Source organism: Microbacterium sp. 18062, assembly GCF_902706225.1.
In the GTDB taxonomy this organism is placed as follows: domain Bacteria; phylum Actinomycetota; class Actinomycetes; order Actinomycetales; family Microbacteriaceae; genus Microbacterium.
Map to the genome: position 1 here is coordinate 182,845 of NZ_CACSKB010000001.1, position 17,976 is coordinate 200,820.

Sequence of the window (17,976 nt, forward strand, 5' to 3'; positions counted from 1 at the left end):
AGCGGGCGACTACGCGCTGCTTGTCTTCGTGTTCGACTTGTGCTTACCGATGTACCCTATGTAAATCCGCCCGCTGTTCGCAGAGTCATTGAAGTAGTACATGCGTGGTGCGATGGTGTTCTGCTGGTCGATCTTGAAGTGAGCAGTCATCTCGACGACTCCTCGGGGGTCAAGACTCACAGATACTGGTAGGACGCGCTCGTCACCGAACTGATCCATCGTGAGCTTCGATTCCCCACCTGCATGGCGTTTGGGCGTGACTTTGTACCCAGCGTGTTCACTGCTGAGTAAGTACTCGTTCACGGAGCCGCGAAACTCACCCGTACTGACGCATCGCGCGTAGTCGTAGAGCGCATGCGTGAACTCCCAACACCGCGTGAGGTAGAGAGACGCGGCATGCTGGCGCTCGAGATCGTCGATCGGATCCAGCGCCCGCTCGTCCATCTGTACGTATCTGCGGATTGCCCGTGCGTGGTCATTGTCATCGGAAGACAGCCAGATTCCGAGTGCGGTGAGGTCGTCGGGTGGCGAGTCCCAGAGCGCATCACCGCTCGCATACGCATCCGCTGCTCGATCTAGTTCGACAAAGCGTCGCCGCAAGCGGAGAACCTCGTTCTGTAAACGAGCCGTAGTCGCCTCAGCGTCGGCGACTTCGCCGTCTCTTCGATCGAGGTGACGTTGCAGCTCCTCGTTTGCATCATGAAGAATGTGCATTCGACGTTGGACTTGTCGGAGTTCGTCGTCGAGCCTAGAGGTGCGGACCTCAGCAGACTCGAGGTGCTCGTCGATGAGATCTAGTGCCTCTTCGGTAACCGCGTTATCGGGACCAACCCAACGCTGGACGAACTTGCGTAGCCGGTCGAACAGTGTGCGGGGTGCTGAGGTCGTCGCCGGCACGCTGTCGACCCCGGGTTCGTAGTTGGTCGCGGGCGGCTGGGCAGCGTCTACAGTGCGTTGAGTGGTAACGGTGCGCCCAATCGCTTCCTCTCGAACAAGCGCGTCGAGCGCATCGACTAAATCGACTTGTACCCTCCGAACGCGATTAGGCACTTCGGCTATGAGCATCGGCTTCCGGGTCTCAGCAGCGAATACGCTGACAAGCGGCGAGCTTTTCGGCAGGCGTCCACGCCGGAGTGCTCGGGATAGTCGTTCTGGGCTCAGAATGCGATGACGGCGCGGCTCGCTCGGCAGCGTCGGGTCTACCTGCGCCAGGTAGGTCCGGATGCGTCCTGGTTCAAGGCCAAATCCCTCCGGCATCGCATCGTTGAATGCGTCGAAGGCGGACTGCTTTAGAACAGCGACCGAGGAGACACCGCGAACTTTCGAGGTAAGCGCATCGACAATGCCGATGTAACTGGCATGTACCTGAGGATCGAACACATGGCCGACGATGACGGAGACAGATCGCTTGGGATCGAGGATGGCTTCAACGAGTTCGGCGACATCATCGGTGTCGACCAGACGAGGCTGTTCGGTGACCAGTGCGCGGCTGTCGTATACAGCTCCGCGGCCGAGCAGGGTCGTGATGAAACCCGGTGGGTCGACCTGCCCGTCGGCATCCGGAGCATCGAGGCGGGTTCCATTTACGAGAAGAATGCCATCGCGGCCGTCACCCGGTTCATTGATTGCGATGATCTCAACTTGATAGTGGCCGTTCGGGGTCTGCTCCAGAAAACGGAACCCCGCGCTCTGACGTCCGCTGCGTTCGTCGCGCAGCGCAACAGCCAGAGTTGCGCTAGAGCTGAGTTCGTGGAGCCCGGGCTCGAAGAATGACCCAGTAAGGAAGCCCGCTCGGCGACTCGGATCCACCTTACTTCGATCCGTGAGCCATCGTTCGAGTTCCTGCTTGGCGACGTTGATCGCGTTGGACCCGTCACCAAGGTGCAGCAATGTGCGGTAAGGCAGTGGCATACGTTCTCTCCGCGATCTCTATTAACACCTGTGTTAGTCCAGACTGGCAGTGAAGTCAGCTGCTGTACGGGAGACACTACGACGGTATCGTTCGACAGCGACAGCGACAGCGACAGCGACAGCGACAGCGACAGCGACAGCGACAGTGGTCGGGTCGCTCGCCGAGGCCGAGGACGCGGGTGTGCCCGCCGTCGACGTGCGGAAGCTCGCCGCCTGTGATGCGCTCCGCGGACACGGCAGGTTGTCTACACCCACCGCGACGTACCGACGATCCCGTTCACCGAGTCGGCGATTGCCGTCGTCCTGGCTGGGGAAGGCGTGTTCCTGGACTGCGAATCCGTGCTCAATCTGCTCGGCCCCGGCCAGTTCAGTCCGCCAAGGGTACGAGTGGGCACGCACTGCCGCGTACAGCGCACGCTGCCGGAGTAGACGGAGCTTGAGAACCAGGCTGCGTGTCTGATGAGGACCTCACCCGCTAGAGCGGTGGGAAGCCCTGGTCGATGATGCGTTCCGGCGACGCGTGATCGGCGAGTAGGACATCGACACGTGGAGGGGGCTTCATCCCGAGGTTGGTCACCAGAGTGGGAAGAACGCGTGACCAGGTGTGGATAAAAACCGCACATACTTGAGCGGTTTGTGCGAGGATTGTGTCCATGAAGGAGTTGGATGAGTCGCTCCCGTCGACGTTCACGACGGAGACCTCGCGGGCGCACGGTGTGCATCCGCGAGACCTGTATGCGTGGCGAGATGGCGGGAGGATCATCGAACTCTCGCGCGGGGTCTTCCGTCGAGCAGACGCGCCCCCGGCGTCGTACCCCGACATGATCGCAGTGGCGCACCGCGCTCCTCGCGCGATCGTGTGCTGCGTCTCGGCGGCAGCGATCCATGACCTGACGGACGAGATGCCGGCGTTGGTGCAGATCGCGGTTCCCAAACGGTCGCATACGCCGGCGATCACTTACCCGCCTGTGACGGTGTTTCGCTTCGATGAGGCCACGTTCGAACTTGGTTTGACCGCGTTCGAGGCGGGGCCGGGGGAGCCCGTGCGCATCTACGATGCGGCGAGGACGGTGGTGGATCTCATGAGATTTCGGAGACGCCTTGGTGAGCCGATTGCGCATGCCGCGCTTCACCGATATCTGGCAGCACCGAACTCGAAACCGGCACTGCTGCTGGACTACGCGCAGGCGCTGGGGACGTTCGGGCCGATGCGTGCTGCGCTCGATGTTGCGAGTGCCCGATGAGTCGCCCCACGCGAGAGAGCGCCGCAGGGCGCGCGTACCTCGACCTGCAGAATCAGGCTCGTCGCCAAAAGCGTGGCACGCAGGAGCTGCTCACGATGTACATCGTCGAGCGATGGCTGTCGCGTATGTCGCGCTCACCGTACGCCGAGGACTTCATCCTGAAGGGCGGGATGCTGCTCGCTTCCTTCGGCACCCGCCGTCCCACGGTCGACGCCGACGCCCTCGCTCGTAACATGGCCTCTGATCAAGAGACCGTGGCCCGTCGTGTGGCCGAGATTGCCGCGATCGAAGACCCAGACGACGGCGTGGAGTTCCTGTCCGACACAGTCACCACTGCGGTGATTCGTGACGACGCGCTGTATTCCGGCGTGCGGGTGACGATGACGGCACAGCTCGCAACAGCGCAGGTCAAGCTGCGGCTTGACATCAACTTCGGCGACCCCGTCACTCCGGCCCCGCGAACAGTTGAGCTGCCGTCGCTGCGGCCGGACGCTCCGCCGATCCGCATCCTGGGCTACCCGATCGAGACGGTACTCGCAGAGAAACTCGTCACCGCGATCGAACTGGGACGAGCGAACACGCGCGTGCGTGACTTCGCGGACATCCACCTCTTGACCGGCACACAGGCTCTCCAGTGCGGGGAACTGCGTGACGCGCTCACGGCGACCGCAACTTTCCGCGGGACCACGTTGATTCCGTTAGCGCAGGCCACCGAGGGGCTCGCAGTGCTGCGAAACTCGACCTATGTCGCCTACCGGAAGGGGCTCGGCGAGGCGGGCGCGAGTCTGCCGGAGAGGTTCTCCGACACCGTTGCTGCGGCTGCCGACTTCGTCGACCCGGTGCTGGACGGGCTCGACGGCAAAGCCGTCTGGAGCCCCGCCGAACGGAGCTGGAGCACTGCGCCCGTCACGCCGTCCGAGCCGACAGAATCCACTACAGGTAAGACCGACCTGTGACGGCTTTCGTCGGATCTGGCCCTATCCGATCTGGTGACCAGATTGGTGACCAAGAACCCTCCCGAGTGGCGCAAATCAGCCCGAATCACTGCGTAGCTGTCGGTAGCCCGCGGTAGAATCGACCCCATGAGATCCTTGAAATTACGGGGAACTCCACTGATTCGGGGCTTCGCGCGGACGGGCCAGGCGGCTCTCAGTTGTTCTTGGTTCGAGTCCAGGTACCCCAGCTTTGATTCCGGCGAGATTCCGCGATGCGAGACCCTCATCGCCTTCAAGGTTGCGAATGCGTTGCTCCAGCGAGCGGACGCTCGTCGGTGGAGCGTCGTAGCTCAGCGCTGGAGATCCTTTCTTGCACGATCTCCCGGCATTTCGTCTCCACGGCCATGTCCAGCAGGCCCCCGAACACGCTCGCGAAGACTCGCCCCGGGACGGGAGGATCCTCCCAAGACGGGGGTGGATCTTCCCCATCAGAGGTGCTCGCCCGGCAGGTGCTGGAGCGCTCGCTGTCCGACATCTCACGATGCAAGCAGGGATCGACATCAGCGGTCCCGACCAGCGTCGTCTGCAGAAGCCGATCCGGAGGCGATTTCCTTGCGAGAGCTCGCACGCCGCAGCGGCGTGTCGCACTCCGCGCCCGTGCACCATTTCGGCACGCGGCAGGGGCTGCTCACCGCCCTCGCGGCGGAAGGCTTCGCGGGACTGAACGAAGCGTTGTCGGCACACACGGATGATCTCGGGGAGATGGGGGTCGCGTACGTGACCTGGGCGCTCGCGCATCCCGGGCACGACGCGGTGATGTGGCGACCGCGACTACTCAACGATTCCAGCGAAGAACTCGCGCTCGCGCGCCAACGCGCCTGGACACTGTTGTCCACGACCGCAACAGACGATGCGGCGGACAGCAGCGATGCGAAGGCCGACTCCTACGCAGCGTTCGCAATCGTGCACGGCCCCGCCAGTCTCTGGCTGACCGATGCCCTGCCACTACCGGAGGATCCCGTCGTCCTCGTCCGGCAGATCACGCAGCGTCTGGCCACGGGCTGAAGTCGGCACTGACAGGACCCTCAGCGCTGCCGTCCGTCGGCTCGTCAGATGAGGCGCTCTTCGAAGAGGTCGATAGCGGCGACGTCGGGTGACCGACTCGCGGCATCTGTAGCGGAGTGTCATTGCGAGAGCGAGCGGGACTGCGACCCGTCGTCGAGAACCTCGTGCCGGCCGACGTGCGCCCACGGTAGCGTCTCGCATCCCGACGGTTCACCCGTTGGCCTCCGATCGGTCATCGACCGGTCACGCGGCGTCGATTGGATGAGGCTCCCGATTCGACTCCGAGGAGCCCCATGTTCCGACCACGTCGCACTCTTGCGGCACTCACCGTCTGCGCGATCGCCGCCGCCGGCGCGGTTGCCGTTCCCACGACGGCCCTGGCCGCCGAGACCGGTGTGCGCATCAACGAAGTCGAGTCGTCGGGCGGTCGGCCGGGGGACTGGATCGAGCTCTTCAACCCGACGTCCGAGAGCGTCGTGCTCGACGGCCATGTCGTCACGGACGCGGAGGACGACCATGTCTACGCGTTCCCCGAGGGCTCGGTGATCGAGGCCGGCGGATTCCTCGTGCTGGACGAACTCGTCTCCGGCATCGGCGACTTCGACTTCGGGCTGGGCAAGGACGACAGCGTGCGGCTGTTCACGCCCGAGGGAGCGCTCGCGGACGAGCAGTCCTGGACGGCGCACGCCCCCACCACCTGGGGAGTCGACGACGCGGGCGCATGGGCACCGACCGGCGAGCCGACCAAGGGCGCCACCAACGTCTTCCCGACACCGTCTGTGCCGGACTCCGCCGTCGTGCTCAACGAGATCGTCTACGACGAGGTCTCGGGATTCACCGACCGCGTCGAGATCTACAACGCGGGGACCGAGCCGGCCGATGTCACCGGATGGCGTATCTCGGACGATAAGCGTGACCGCTTCGGCGACGTACCCGCGGCCACGATCCCCCCGGGCGAGTTCGTCGTGCTCGTGACCGACGTCGACTTCTCGTTCGGCCTCGGCAAGAGCGACGAGGTCGTGCTCTACGACGCTGCCGGAGGCGAGGTGGACAGCTACGCCTACGAGAACACGGCACCGATCGCCGTGTGGGCGCGCTGCCCGGACGGCACCGGCGAGTGGGCGCACGCGACCGCGGCGACCCCCGGTGCGGCCAACGACTGCGAGCCCGAGAGCGTCGTGGGCTCGGTCGTCATCAACGAGGTCGACTCGCAGCCGGCCGACTGGATCGAGTTCCACAACCCGGGCACCGAGGCGTTCGACGTCTCCGGGTACGAGATCCGTGACAACTCCGACGACCACCGTTGGACGTTCCGTGCGGGTAGCGTCATCCCCGCGGGCGGTTACCTCGTCGTCGACGAGGCCTCGGTCGGCTTCGTCGATGGGCTGGAGACGGCATTCCGCGATCCGATCGGCATCGGCGGCGCCGACCGCATCCGTCTGTTCGACCCGACCGGCGCGCTCATCGACGACACGCTGCCGTGGACGACGCACGCCGCGATTGACGGCGACGTGGCAGCGGCGACCCTGTCGCGCTGCCCCGACGGACAGGGCGAGTTCCGTCTGTCGTATGCGACGCCCGGGGCGACCAACAGCTGCGTGCTGCCGGAGATCGCGATCAACGAGATCGAGTCCAACGGCGACGCGACCGACTGGGTGGAGGTCATCAACCTCTCCGACAGCGTCGTGGACGTCTCGGGGTGGACGGTGGTGGACAACGACCCGATCGGTCACGCCGCCGAGACGTTCCCGCTCCCGAAGGGCACGACGATCGAGCCGGGGGGCCTGTTCGTGTTCGACCAGCCGGGTGAGTTCTCGTTCGGACTGGGCAACGGAGACACCGTCACCCTGCGGGACGCGCAGGGGATCGCCGTCGACGAGCACGTCTACGCCGCGCACGCCGACGGCGTCTGGGCGCGCTGTCCGGACGGCATCGGCGACTTCGCCGACGTCGCGATCTCTACCAAGAGCCTGCGCAACGCGTGCGGCAGCCCGGTGCGCGTCAACGAGGTCGAATCCAGCGGGGGCGAGCCCGGCGACTGGGTGGAGCTGGTGAACCCGACGACCGGCGTGCTGGACGTGTCGGGTCTGGTCGTACGCGACGACGATGATTCCCACGGCTATGAGATCCCCGCCGGGACGACGATCGCCGCCGGCGGTCACCACGTGATCGAGGAGGCGCAGCTGGGCTTCGGCCTCGGCTCCGGCGACAGCGTGCGGGTCTTCGAGGGCGACGTGCTCGTGGACTCGACGACCTGGACCGCGCACGCTGCGACGACGTGGGGGCGCTGCCCCGACACGACGGGGACCTTCGCAGAGACGGCCGAGTCCACCAAGAGCGCCGCGAACGTCTGCGTCGGCGACATCGTCGTGGAGACCTGGCCGGGCTCCGGGTCCGTGCGCGTCGTGGACGAGGCCGCGATGTTCCTCGAGGACAGTTCGGGCCTCGACGTGCAGGAGACCGCTGACGGCGTGTTCCTGTGGGCCGTCGACAATGGGACGGGTCGCTTCTGGAAGCTCGTGGCATCCGCCGACGGCTCGGTGGGCTTCGCCGAGGGGTGGGAGCTGGGCAGGCGTGCCCGGTTCCAGAAGGATGCCGGTGACGCCGGGGCCGCGGGTCCGGACGCCGAGGGCATCACGGTCGACGACGACGGCTGGGTGTACATCGCCTCCGAGCGTGACAACAACGCGAAGGGCGTCAACCAGAACATCGTCCTGAAGGTCGATCCGGGCGCCCCGGGCACCGATGTCATCGCGACGACGGAATGGGACCTGACCGCGCTCCTGCCGCAGGTCGGCGCGAACGTCGGCATGGAGGCGGTCGAGTGGGTCCCCGACGCGGACCTCGCCGGTCGCGTCCTCGCGGCGGGCGGCACGGCCTACGACCCGGCCGCCTACCCCGGTCACGGCGACGGCCTGTTCTTCGTCGCGATCGAGGACGACGGTCGTGTGTTCGCCGTCGCATTGCGCGAGGACGGCACGGCCGACATCGTCGCGGAGGTCGCTTCGGGCCTCGGCGGAGTGATGGCTCTGGACTACGACGTGACCGAGGGCGTGCTGTGGGCCGTGTGCGACGACGGTTGCGGCGGAACGGCCGCGCGCATCGTCTTCGGCGCGGATGCCGATCCGGCCGTCACCCACGTGGCGCGCCCGGCCGGAATGCCCGATCTCAACAACGAGGGGTTCGCCATCGCGCCGGCGAGCTTCACGGTCGATGGGCATCGTGCCGCCTGGTGGTTCGCCGACGGCATCCGACCCGGGGCACTGCGGACCGGGACGCTTGCGACGGTCGTGGATCCGGTGGACCCGACGAACCCGGTGGACACGACGACGCCGACGAACCCGGCCCGGCCCGGCGCCGGTGGTGCCGCCGGCGCCGGCGGCACCGACGTGCGTCTGCCCGCCACGGGCGGGGTGCCGTCGATCGGGCTGGGGATCCTCGCGGTGGGGATGCTCGCGGCCGGCATCCTGCTGACGGCGCGTCGCCGCGGAGCCTGACGCGACGTGGGGCGGACGTCATCCGCACGGCCCCCTCGGTGGACGGCTACGGGACGGACGCCGGGTGCGTCGCCGCAGCCGAGCCCCGGGGCCAGGCCAGGCACGTCATGAGGGCGGCGATCGCTCCGACGGCGGCGAGGACGAGTGCGGTGGCGGAGAGGCCGAGGAGGGTGCCGAGGACCCCTGCGGCCGGATAGGTGAGGATGAAGCAGGCGTGGGAGAGCGAGAACTGCGCGGCGAACACCGCGGGCCGGTCGCTCTCCTCACCCCCTCGGCGCAGCAGGCGCGCCGAGGGGGTGAGGATGAGCGAGGTCGCCGCGCCCAGCACCAGCCAGACGACGACGAGTCCGGTCCACGTCCCGGTGGTCGGCTCCAGACCCGCTGTGACGCCTGCGGCGACGAGGGTGACCGGCAGGGCGGCGGCGCCGGCGAGCATCACCGTTCGGTCCGGGAGCGCGTCGAGCACGGCCGGCAGGACGAGGGCCACGACCATCGACCCGGCCCCGTAGGCGCCGAGCAGCAGCGCGACGTCGGTCTGCGGACGCCCGAGATCGCCCTGGACGAGGACCACGGTGTTGACGATGACCATCGCGCCGGCGGTCGCCACGATGAGGTTCATCGCGAGCAGGCCCCGCAGCTCTCGTACTCGCCAGAACACGCGGATGCCGCGGGTGAGGCGTTCGAGGAACGGACGGGGCGGGGCGGGGCGGATCGGCGGGAACCGGGTGGCGAGCACCAGCAGCGCGGAGCCCGTGAAGCCGATCACGGTGCCGATGAACAGGTCGTGGTAGCCGATCACCGTGAGCAGCGCCGCCGCCAGGACCGGGCTGGCCAGGGACTCCAGATCGTAGGCGAGACGCGACAGCGACAGGGCGCGGGTGTACTGGCGTTCGTCAGGGAGGATCTCGGGGATGACGGCCTGGAACGCCGGGGTGAAGGTGGCGGAGGCGGACTGGAGGATGAAGATCAGGACGTAGATCTGCCACGCCTCGGTGACGAACGGGAGGCTCACCGCGACGCCCGCGCGCAGCACGTCGGCGGTCACCAGCAGCGCCTTCCGCGGGACGTTCCCGGTGACCGCGGAGACGATGGGGGCGACGGCGACGTAGGCGACCATCTTGATCGTCAGCGCCGTGCCGAGCACGACCCCCGCGTCGCCGCCGGCGATGTCGAACGCGAGCAGTCCGAGGGCGATGGTGAGCAGTCCGGTGCCGAGCAGGGCGACGACCTGCGCGGAGAACAGCCTCGCATACGCGCCGTTGCGCAGGACCTCGATCACGGGCGGTCGCGCGCGGCCACCGTCGTGGGGGACTCCTCGCGGTGGTGCGCCGGGTCGGCGTCGACGGTGTGCTGAGCCTGGAAGATCGCGTCGGCGACGAGCTGGCGGGCGTGCTCGTTCGCGAGTCGGTAGAACACCCGCTGCCGGTCCTGTCGGGTCACCACGATCCGAGCCAGTCGCAGTTTCGCCAGATGCTGGGAGACCGCGGCCGGTGACTTGTCCACGATGTCGGCCAGATGGTTCACCGACAGCTCCGTGTCCCGAAGCGCGAGGATGATCCGCACCCTCGTCGCGTCTGCGAGCATCGAGAACACCTCGACCGCGAGTTCCACGTAGGGGCTCTCGACCGTCAGCCCATACTTCGTATCTGCATGCATACGCAGATACTCTCATCACGACGGCCTGATCTCCACCCGTGCCGGCCGGCTGTCGGCGCGAACACGCCGCGGTGCTCGGTAGCCTGCGGAGGTGGGGTTCTCGTCGTGGGATCTGGCCGTCGCCGGCACGGTGACGAGCATGCCATGACCGAGAGCCGGGCGGACCTGTGGTGGTTGCCGGTCGGAGCCGGCGGGCACGTGGTCGTGCACACCAGCCGATGGTGGGAGCGCATCCTCGCCCGTCTCGAGCACCGGCCGCCGCAGCCGCTGTTCCACGCCGCCCTGGAAGTGTTCGTCGACGGCGGCCGGCACCTGATCGAGATGACGCCGGCGTGGGGGCAGCCCGCCGGACCCCGCGGGGTCGTCGCCGTCGGCCCGGTCGGGCTCCGTCTCCTGGGCCGATCGCGGTTCTTCCGATACGAGATCCGCTGCTGGCCCGACGGCATCCTTCCCGATCGCGGATACGCGATCGATTCGCCGGTCTCGATCCCTCTCGGCGCCGAGGACGTGCACGCCCTCCTCGATCGCGTCGCGGCCGTCCCGACGCTCACCTGGGGACGCGACGTGCCGCGCTCCGGCGATATGTGGAACTCGAACTCCGTCGTCTCCTGGCTGCTCACCACCAGCGGAGTCGACGCGTCCCGGTTCGCCCCGCCCGCAGGCGGAAGAGCGCCGGGCTGGAACGCAGGCATCGCCTGCGCAACGCGTCCGCGGGACGGATGACCCGCGCTCGCGTCGTCGAGCGCCGCCGGGCGCACGGCAGGATCGGGAGCGCCGCGCCGGGCGCGATGAGGACCGCTCGGGATCACGCCCGGTCGGGAACCACCAGACGCAGGCCCGCGGGATGCACGGTGATCCGGGCGCTCGTGATGGAGCCGAAGTCGTCGCCGTCGAGCTCGATCGCGTGCGCGGTGTCGAAGCGCACCTCGAACTGTCGTCCCTGCGCGTAGGCGAGCGCCGGGAGTGCGCGCGCACGCTGGAACATGCGCCGGCCGGCCCGGGATCGGTGGGCGATGCCCTGGAGCGTGAGGCGTGTGCCGATCTGCGCCCAGCCGAACCCGTTGCCGGGGCGCATCATGACGACATCCAGCAGCCCGTCATCGACGACCGCGGCCGGGATGAGCAGCATGTTGCCGGTGAGCATGCCGCAGTTGCCGACGATGACGGTGTGCGCGCGGGTCGATCGAGCGTGCCCGCCGTCCACGCGGTACCGCAGATGGAACTGGCGGTTGCGGATGATGGAGCGTGCGATGGGCGTCACGTACGCCAGCCATCCGATCCGCTTCTTGACGACGGGGTTCGTGTCGCGCGCCATCTCGGCGTCGAGCCCGATCCCCGCCATGACCACGAACGCATGCCGGCTCCGCTCTCCGTCGAGCTCCATGTCGGCCACGGCGATGTCGACCGCGCGGATGCCGCCCGTGAAGGCGACGCGAACCGAGCGCTCCAGGTCGTTCACGGCCAGGCCGAGGTTGCGGGCCAGCAGGTTGCCGGTGCCGGTGGGAACCAGTGCCAGCGGGATCGAGCCTTCGTGCGCGAGCTCTGCGACCGCGCGCAGGGTGCCGTCACCGCCTGCGACGATCACGACGGCCGGCTCTCCGCGGAGCGCGTCCTCCGCCGCCCGCCGCCCGGCGTCCTCGCCGCTGCTCGGAAACCAGCGGGACTCCTCCCATCCCTGCCGCAGCTGCTCGGCGTCGACCGCGCGGCGAAGGCGGTCCAGGGGGCTCTTGACCGGGTTGTACACGACCGCCGCGTGCCTGCGCTCCATGTCCCGAGCATAGGTTCTCCGCATCCGTCTCCGGCACGTGGGAGAGGCGTCCGCCGGCCCCCGCCAACCTGTGAGGCTTACATGTTGGGGGCGTACCGTCCAGTCATGGACACACATGTCACCACGACCGGTCAGAGCTCCGGTCTGCTGGGCCTCGGGGAGGTGTTGGTCGGGTCGCTCCCGGCCGCCCTGCTCACCGAGTCCGCGCCCGATCGCTACACCGTCGCCGCGGTGTTCAGTCGGAAGCCCGATCGCGACGAGGTCGAAGAGATCCTCGGCAGCGACACCCGCTCCTACCTCTCGCGTCAGGGGTATCCGACCGTCGAGGTGACCGTCTCCGACCGCCGCCTCGAGATCGCCAACACCAACCTCGAAGAACTGCGCGACGGCCTGGCCGGCGTCCTCGCCGAGCGACTCGCCGACATCAGCGCTGACGTGCAGGCTCGTCGCGGGTTCGCCGCCGCCCGCTTCGAGGAGGCGTCCCACCGCGAGCAGCAACGCGCCGCCGCCGTCGCGGCGCTCGCCGAGTCGGTCTCCTTCGTCCGCCGCGTCGGGGCGGGCGCAGCGCCCGGCGCCACGCGGAGACAGAACACCCCGGAAGACCGCTCCGGCGCCTCCGACTGGATCGGCGAGGGCGGCGCTGCCCGCCGCTGAAGCGGCGCAACGCCGAGGATGCCTCCCATGGACGCCATCCGCACCACCGTTCCCCGGTCGGCGGGCCCGGGCCGCCGCGCGAGCGAGTTCACCTCCCTGGCCCAGGTCGTGCGCGACAGCGGCCTGCTCCGCCGACGTTACGGCTACTACTGGGCCAAGCTCATCCTGACGCCCCTCGTGCTCGCCGGCTGTCTGGTCGCCTTCGTCTGGATCGGCGACACCTGGTGGCAGCTGTTCACCGCCGCGGTCCTCGCGGTCGTGTTCACCCAGATCGCGTTCCTCGGGCACGATGCCGCCCACCGGCAGATCTTCGTGTCGGGACGATGGAACGACTGGATCAGCCTCATCCTCGGAGACCTGTTCGTCGGGATGAGCTACGGATGGTGGCAGCACAAGCACACGCGCCACCATGCCAACCCGAACAAGCTGGGGTCCGACCCCGACATCGAGCTGCCGGTGATCGCGGTGACGGCGGAGAAGGCCGAACGGCGCACCAATCGAGCCGTCGCCTGGCTGCGCGCGCACCAGGGCCTGTTCTTCTTCCCGATCCTCCTGCTCGAAGGAGTCTCCCTCCACGCCTCGGGCGTCAAACGGGTGGCGACGCCTGGGCGACTCGACCGGCGCTGGGTCGAGATCGGCTTCATGAGCGTGCGCCTCATCGGCTTCACGACCCTCGTCTTCCTCGTCCTGTCGCCGGGGATCGCCGCGGTCTTCCTCGCGGTGCAGCTCGGGCTCTTCGGGTTCTACATGGGAGTCTCGTTCGCCCCGAACCACAAGGGGATGCCGGTCGTGCCGCGCGAGGTCACGCTGGACTTCCTCCGCCGGCAGGTCATGATGAGCCGCAACATCCGCGGCAACCGGGTGCTCGACGTGGCGATGGGCGGGCTGAACTATCAGATCGAGCACCATCTCTTCCCCTCGATGCCGCGACCGCACCTGCGCCGCGCGGCACCGATCATCGCGGCCTACTGCCGCGAGCACGGTGTTCCGTACACGCAGACCGGGCTGTTCGCCTCGTACGCGATCGTGGTGCGCTACATCAACCGCGTGGGGCTCGGCGAACGCGACGTCTTCACCTGTCCGTTGGCGGAGCAGCGCCTGCACCTGACGGCGTGACGTACGGCGGCCGGGCGCGCACAGACCTCACCGCGACGCCCGGCCCCTCCGCGCCGGCCCGCCCCGTGGGCCGAGCGCGCGTCAGCCCCGCTTGCTGTCGTCGATGGTCGACAGGTCCCCGCCGACACGGTAGCGGCTTCCCCGATGCGAGTCGGGGAGCCGGTCGCCGCGTCCGAACAGCTTGTGTCGCAGCGTGCCCTCCGTGTACGAGGTGGGGTAGACCCCCCGGGACTGGAGCTCGGGGACCACATGCTCGGCGATGTCCTCGAGCGTTCCGGGAATGATCGCCTGCGCGCAGTTGAAGCCATCGACGCCGGTGGTCTCTTGGAACTCCTGGAGCGCATCGGCGACCTCGGCGGGAGAGCCCACCATCACGGGGCCGACGCCGCCGACCGCGCCCCAGGCGGCGATGTCGCGGATGCGCCAGATGTCGCCCGACGCCGTGCGGTTCTGGAACGCGGCGAGGTGCGACTGCACGGCGTTGCTCTGGACGTCGCCCAGCGGCTGGTCGAGGTCGTAGCCGGACAGATCGACGCCCATCCACCCCGACATCAGTGCCAGCGCGCCCTCGGTCGTCGAGTGCGCCACGTAGTCCTCGTACTTCGCACGTGCCTCCTCGCCGGTGGGCGCGGTCACGATCGTGGCCATCGCATAGATCACGACCGAATCCGCCGGCCGGCCGGCATCCGTCACCGCGGCACGGATGCGGCGCACCTGGTCGGCGACGACGGCAGCGGTCGGCGCGGCGACGAACACCGCCTCGGCGTTCCCCGCCGCGAACGCGATGCCGCGCGGCGAGGCGCCCGCCTGGAACACGACGGGGGTGCGCTGGGGGGACGGCTGCGAGACGTGGATGCCGGGCACGTCGAAGTGCTCGCCGTGGTGCCCGATGTGATGCACCTTGTCGGGGTCGGCGAACACGCCCCGCTCGCGGTCGAGCACGACGGCGTCGTCCTCCCACGAGCCCTCCCACAGCTTGTACGCGACCTCGAGATACTCGTCGGCGCGGTCGTAGCGCTCGTCGTGGGCGAGCGGCGTCGTGCGCCCCATGTTGCGCTCGGCGGAGGGCAGGTAGCCCGTGACGACGTTCCAGCCCACGCGACCCTTGGTCAGGTGATCGAGCGTCGTGAACCGCCGTGCGTGCGGGACGGGGTGCTCGGCCTCGGTGTTCGTCGTGATGCCGAACCCGACGTGCTCGGTGGCGGCGGCCATCGCGGAGACCGCGAGGATCGGGTCGCCGACCGGGGTCTGCGTGCCGCGGCGGAGGGCCTCCCGGTCGTCCCCGCCGTACACGTCGTAGGTTCCGAGGACGTCCGCGATGAACACCGCGTCGAAGTAGGCGCTCTCGGCGATGCGGGCGATCTCGATCCAGTAGTCGAGGTCCGTGTAGTCCGGCGTCCTGTCGTCCGGGTGGCGCCACAGTCCGGGCGAGAGGTGGCTGACGGTGTTCATCACGAACGCGTTGAAGCGCATGGCAGGTCCTTCGGGCGGGAGAGGGTTACGAGGTCAGATCAGGGTCACTTCACGACGTCACTTCACGACGTCGCCGCGACGCCCCGCGAGCGTGAACGCGGCGGCGAGCACGATGACCGCGCCCTTGATCATGTTCTGGGTGAAGTCGGGCACACCGAGCTGGTTGAGGCCGCTGGAGAGGACGGTCAGGATGAGCACGCCGACGAAGGTCCGCTCGACGCCACCGCTCCCGCCCGCGAGCGAGGTGCCGCCGATCGCGATCGCCGCGATCGCGTCGAGCAGGATCGACGTGCCGAGCGCCGGGCTCGCGGCCTGGAGCTGCGAGACGGAGAGCAGGCCCGCGATCGCCGCCCCCGCTCCGGAGACGGCGAAGACCACGAGCTTCACGCGCAGCACGTTGATGCCCGCGAGGCGCGATGCGCGCTCGTTGGCGCCCATCGCGTAGAGGTGCAGCCCGAAGCGGGTGCGCCGCATGACGAACCAGGACACGGCGAACACGACGAGACCGATGGCGAACGTCCCGCGGATGCCGGGGAGCACGGGCTGGTTGACGAGCGCGAGCAGGCCGTTGCTGATGAACCCGCGGGCCTGACCGCCGGTGAGGGTGAGTGCGAGGCCGGCGAAGAAGGACAGGGTCCCCAGGGTGACGATGAACGACGGCACCCGGGCGAGCGCGACGACGGCGCCGTTGAGCAGCCCCGCGACCGCGCCGATCGCGAGCGCCGCCACGACGGCGAGCCATGCCTGATCGCCGATCCCGGCGACCAGCAGTGCGACGGCCGTCCCCGTGAGGAGAGCCACCGAGCCGATCGACAGGTCGATGCCGCCGGCGACGACGACGAAGGTCAGCCCGATCGCGGCCGCGAGCAGGATGCCGGCCTGCGATCCCATCGTCGCGATCGACTGCAGTGAGCCGAACGTGGGGCTGGCGAGGCTGAAGAAGACGATCAGCGCGATGAGCACGAGCGGCGGCACGTACGCGATCCACCGTCCGAGGGCCGATTCGCGGGTGTGCTGCGGCTTCTCCTCGGTGTCGGCGGCCTCGGTGGCGGCCGCGGGGATGTGCTCAGACATCGTGACGTGCAACTCCGTTCACATCATGCGGCCGAGGATCTCGGCCTCTTCGGGCTTGGCAGGGGCGGGCGCGTCGATGATCGCCTGGATCGTCCCGCGTCTGAGGACGGCGACGCGATCCGACAGGCCGATCACCTCGGTGAGGTCCTCGCTGAGAAGGACGATCGCCGCCCCCGCGGCGGCCGCGTTGCGGATCTCGCGGTAGATGGCGGCGCGAGCGCCGGTGTCGACGCCCTGGGTGGGGGAGTCCAGCACGATGACGGACGGGTCGCGGGAGAGCCATCGTGCGAGCACGACCTTCTGCTGGTTGCCGCCGGAGAGCTCGCCGACCGGCTGCCGCTCGCCCCGTGCGACGATCCCGAACGTGTCGATGAGCCGGCGCGCGGCGGCGCGGGATACGCCGGCTCGGACGATCCCCGCCCGGTTCGCATAGCGATCGTGCAACGAGCCGACCTGGATGTTCCGCTCGATGGATGCCTCGCGGATGACGCCGAGCTCGGGACGGTCGGCCGGGACGTACACGATGCCGGCGTCGATCGCGGCGCGCGTCGTGCGGGGAGTGCTCGGCGACCCGTCGACCCGGACGGTTCCGGCCGCGGGCTCGGCACCCGCGAGCGCGCGGCCCAGCTCCGTCTTCCCCGAGTCCTCGAGCCCGGCGAATCCGAGCACCTCTCCCGCCCGCACGTCGAACGACACCGACGTCCCGAGTGCCGGCAGCACGAGCCCGTCGACGACCAGCCGGGGCGGCGCGGAGGCGTCCTCCCGGTGAGCGCCCTGCCGGTCCTCGAGATAGTAGTTCGCCAGGCGCTCACGGCCGACCATGTGCCTGTGCAGCTCGGTCTCGTCGGTCTGGTCGGCGCTCAGCTGCGCAGTGACCGATCCGTCCTTCAGCACGATCACGCGAGAGGTGGCGGCGAGCACCTCCTGGAGAAGGTGCGAGACGAGGAAGATCGTGGCGCCGGCCGCACGGAGCTCCTCGACCACGGCGAGGAATCGGTGCTCCGCCGCCGAGTCGAGGCTCGTGGTCGGCTCGTCCAGCAGGATGATCGGCTGCGCCGTGCCGAGCGTCTCGATGGCGGAGAGCGCTTTCGCGAAGGCGAGGAGCTGCCGCGTCCCCTGGCCGAGCGTACCCGCGCGGGCGCCGGAGAGGCGCTGCGGCAGCCCGACGCGCTCGAGGGCGCGGCGTGCCGCCGCTCGGCGCCGGCGTCCGTCGATCGTGCCGAGCGGGCGGGTGAAGCGGTCCTCCCAGCCCAGCAACAGGTTCTCCTCGACGGTCAGGCTCGGGATGAGGACGCTGTCCTGGTAGACGCGGAAGATCCCGCGTTCGTTCGCCCGGCGGTATCCGGAGGGGGCGAACGCCTCGCCGTCGAGCAGGATGTCGCCGGAGTCGTGGGTGAGGACGCCGCTCAGGATGTTCAGGAGTGTGCTCTTGCCGGCGCCGTTCTCCCCGACGAGGCCGATGACCTCGCCGGGGAGAGCGGCGAACGAGACCGGGCCGAGAACGCGCCGGCCCGCGAAGGACCGGGTGATGCCACGGACCTCGAGCCGCGGCGCCGTCGACGGCTCATCGGCAGCGGTCATCG

Annotated in this window: 14 protein-coding genes; 7 read left to right on the plus strand and 7 right to left on the minus strand. The window is 68.7% G+C overall.

What is annotated here, in order from left to right; all coding sequences use genetic code 11:
- Positions 1–9 precede the first annotated feature (9 nt).
- On the minus strand, positions 10–1,911 hold the full coding sequence (locus GVL03_RS00855; protein ID WP_159498520.1) for a hypothetical protein: 1,902 nt from the start codon (positions 1,909–1,911) through the stop codon (positions 10–12).
- Between the two features lie 653 nt (positions 1,912–2,564).
- Here GVL03_RS00855 and GVL03_RS00865 point away from each other — a divergent pair.
- The 4 genes from GVL03_RS00865 (at position 2,565) to GVL03_RS00880 (ending at position 8,652) form a co-directional block, all read left to right on the plus strand.
- Positions 2,565–3,155 carry a type IV toxin-antitoxin system AbiEi family antitoxin domain-containing protein gene (locus tag GVL03_RS00865; protein WP_159498524.1) on the plus strand — a complete coding sequence of 197 codons (591 nt, stop codon included), beginning with the start codon at positions 2,565–2,567 and terminating at the stop codon, positions 3,153–3,155.
- A gap of 95 nt (positions 3,156–3,250) precedes the next feature.
- A complete protein-coding gene (locus tag GVL03_RS00870; RefSeq protein WP_235037962.1) occupies positions 3,251–4,111 on the plus strand; it encodes a nucleotidyl transferase AbiEii/AbiGii toxin family protein in 861 nt (286 codons plus the stop codon).
- Between the two features lie 591 nt (positions 4,112–4,702).
- Positions 4,703–5,155, plus strand: coding sequence for a TetR/AcrR family transcriptional regulator (locus tag GVL03_RS22185; RefSeq protein ID WP_235037963.1), 453 nt, complete (start codon positions 4,703–4,705; stop codon positions 5,153–5,155).
- 293 nt (positions 5,156–5,448) lie between these two features.
- Positions 5,449–8,652, plus strand: a complete 3,204-nt coding sequence (locus GVL03_RS00880) for a lamin tail domain-containing protein (protein WP_235037964.1) — start codon at positions 5,449–5,451, stop codon at positions 8,650–8,652.
- Between the two features lie 46 nt (positions 8,653–8,698).
- Here the strand turns inward: GVL03_RS00880 and GVL03_RS00885 are convergent, their stop codons facing one another.
- Both GVL03_RS00885 and GVL03_RS00890 read right to left on the minus strand, forming a co-directional pair.
- Positions 8,699–9,931, minus strand: coding sequence for an MFS transporter (locus tag GVL03_RS00885; RefSeq protein ID WP_159498530.1), 1,233 nt, complete (start codon positions 9,929–9,931; stop codon positions 8,699–8,701).
- Positions 9,928–10,308: a metalloregulator ArsR/SmtB family transcription factor gene (locus tag GVL03_RS00890; RefSeq protein WP_159498532.1), complete on the minus strand. Its 381-nt coding sequence runs from the start codon at positions 10,306–10,308 to the stop codon at positions 9,928–9,930. Before GVL03_RS00890 ends, GVL03_RS00885 begins: the two co-directional genes overlap by 4 nt.
- 144 nt (positions 10,309–10,452) lie before the next feature.
- Between GVL03_RS00890 and GVL03_RS00895 the strand changes: the two genes are divergently transcribed.
- Positions 10,453–11,031, plus strand: coding sequence for a hypothetical protein (locus tag GVL03_RS00895; RefSeq protein WP_159498534.1), 579 nt, complete (start codon positions 10,453–10,455; stop codon positions 11,029–11,031).
- A gap of 82 nt (positions 11,032–11,113) precedes the next feature.
- Here the strand turns inward: GVL03_RS00895 and GVL03_RS00900 are convergent, their stop codons facing one another.
- Positions 11,114–12,076, minus strand: a complete 963-nt coding sequence (locus tag GVL03_RS00900) for a diacylglycerol kinase family protein (protein ID WP_235037965.1) — start codon at positions 12,074–12,076, stop codon at positions 11,114–11,116.
- A 105-nt stretch (positions 12,077–12,181) separates the two neighbouring features.
- Here GVL03_RS00900 and GVL03_RS00905 point away from each other — a divergent pair, with 105 nt between their 5' ends.
- Complete coding sequence (locus GVL03_RS00905; RefSeq protein WP_159498538.1) at positions 12,182–12,730, plus strand: hypothetical protein; 549 nt, start codon at positions 12,182–12,184, stop codon at positions 12,728–12,730.
- Between the two features lie 27 nt (positions 12,731–12,757).
- On the plus strand, positions 12,758–13,846 hold the full coding sequence (locus GVL03_RS00910) for an acyl-CoA desaturase (RefSeq protein WP_159498540.1): 1,089 nt from the start codon (positions 12,758–12,760) through the stop codon (positions 13,844–13,846).
- 81 nt (positions 13,847–13,927) lie between these two features.
- Here GVL03_RS00910 and GVL03_RS00915 read toward each other — a convergent pair whose 3' ends face one another.
- Genes GVL03_RS00915 through GVL03_RS00925 form a run of 3 tightly spaced genes read right to left on the minus strand, consistent with a single transcriptional unit; the run spans position 13,928 to position 17,974 of the window.
- Entirely contained in the window at positions 13,928–15,319 is a 1,392-nt protein-coding gene (locus GVL03_RS00915) for an LLM class flavin-dependent oxidoreductase (protein WP_159498542.1), read from the minus strand.
- A gap of 57 nt (positions 15,320–15,376) precedes the next feature.
- The gene (locus GVL03_RS00920; RefSeq protein ID WP_159498544.1) at positions 15,377–16,393 is read right to left on the minus strand and encodes an ABC transporter permease; all 1,017 of its coding nucleotides are present in this window, start codon (positions 16,391–16,393) and stop codon (positions 15,377–15,379) included.
- 18 nt (positions 16,394–16,411) lie between these two features.
- Complete coding sequence (locus GVL03_RS00925) at positions 16,412–17,974, minus strand: sugar ABC transporter ATP-binding protein (RefSeq protein ID WP_159498546.1); 1,563 nt, start codon at positions 17,972–17,974, stop codon at positions 16,412–16,414.
- Positions 17,975–17,976 lie beyond the last annotated feature (2 nt).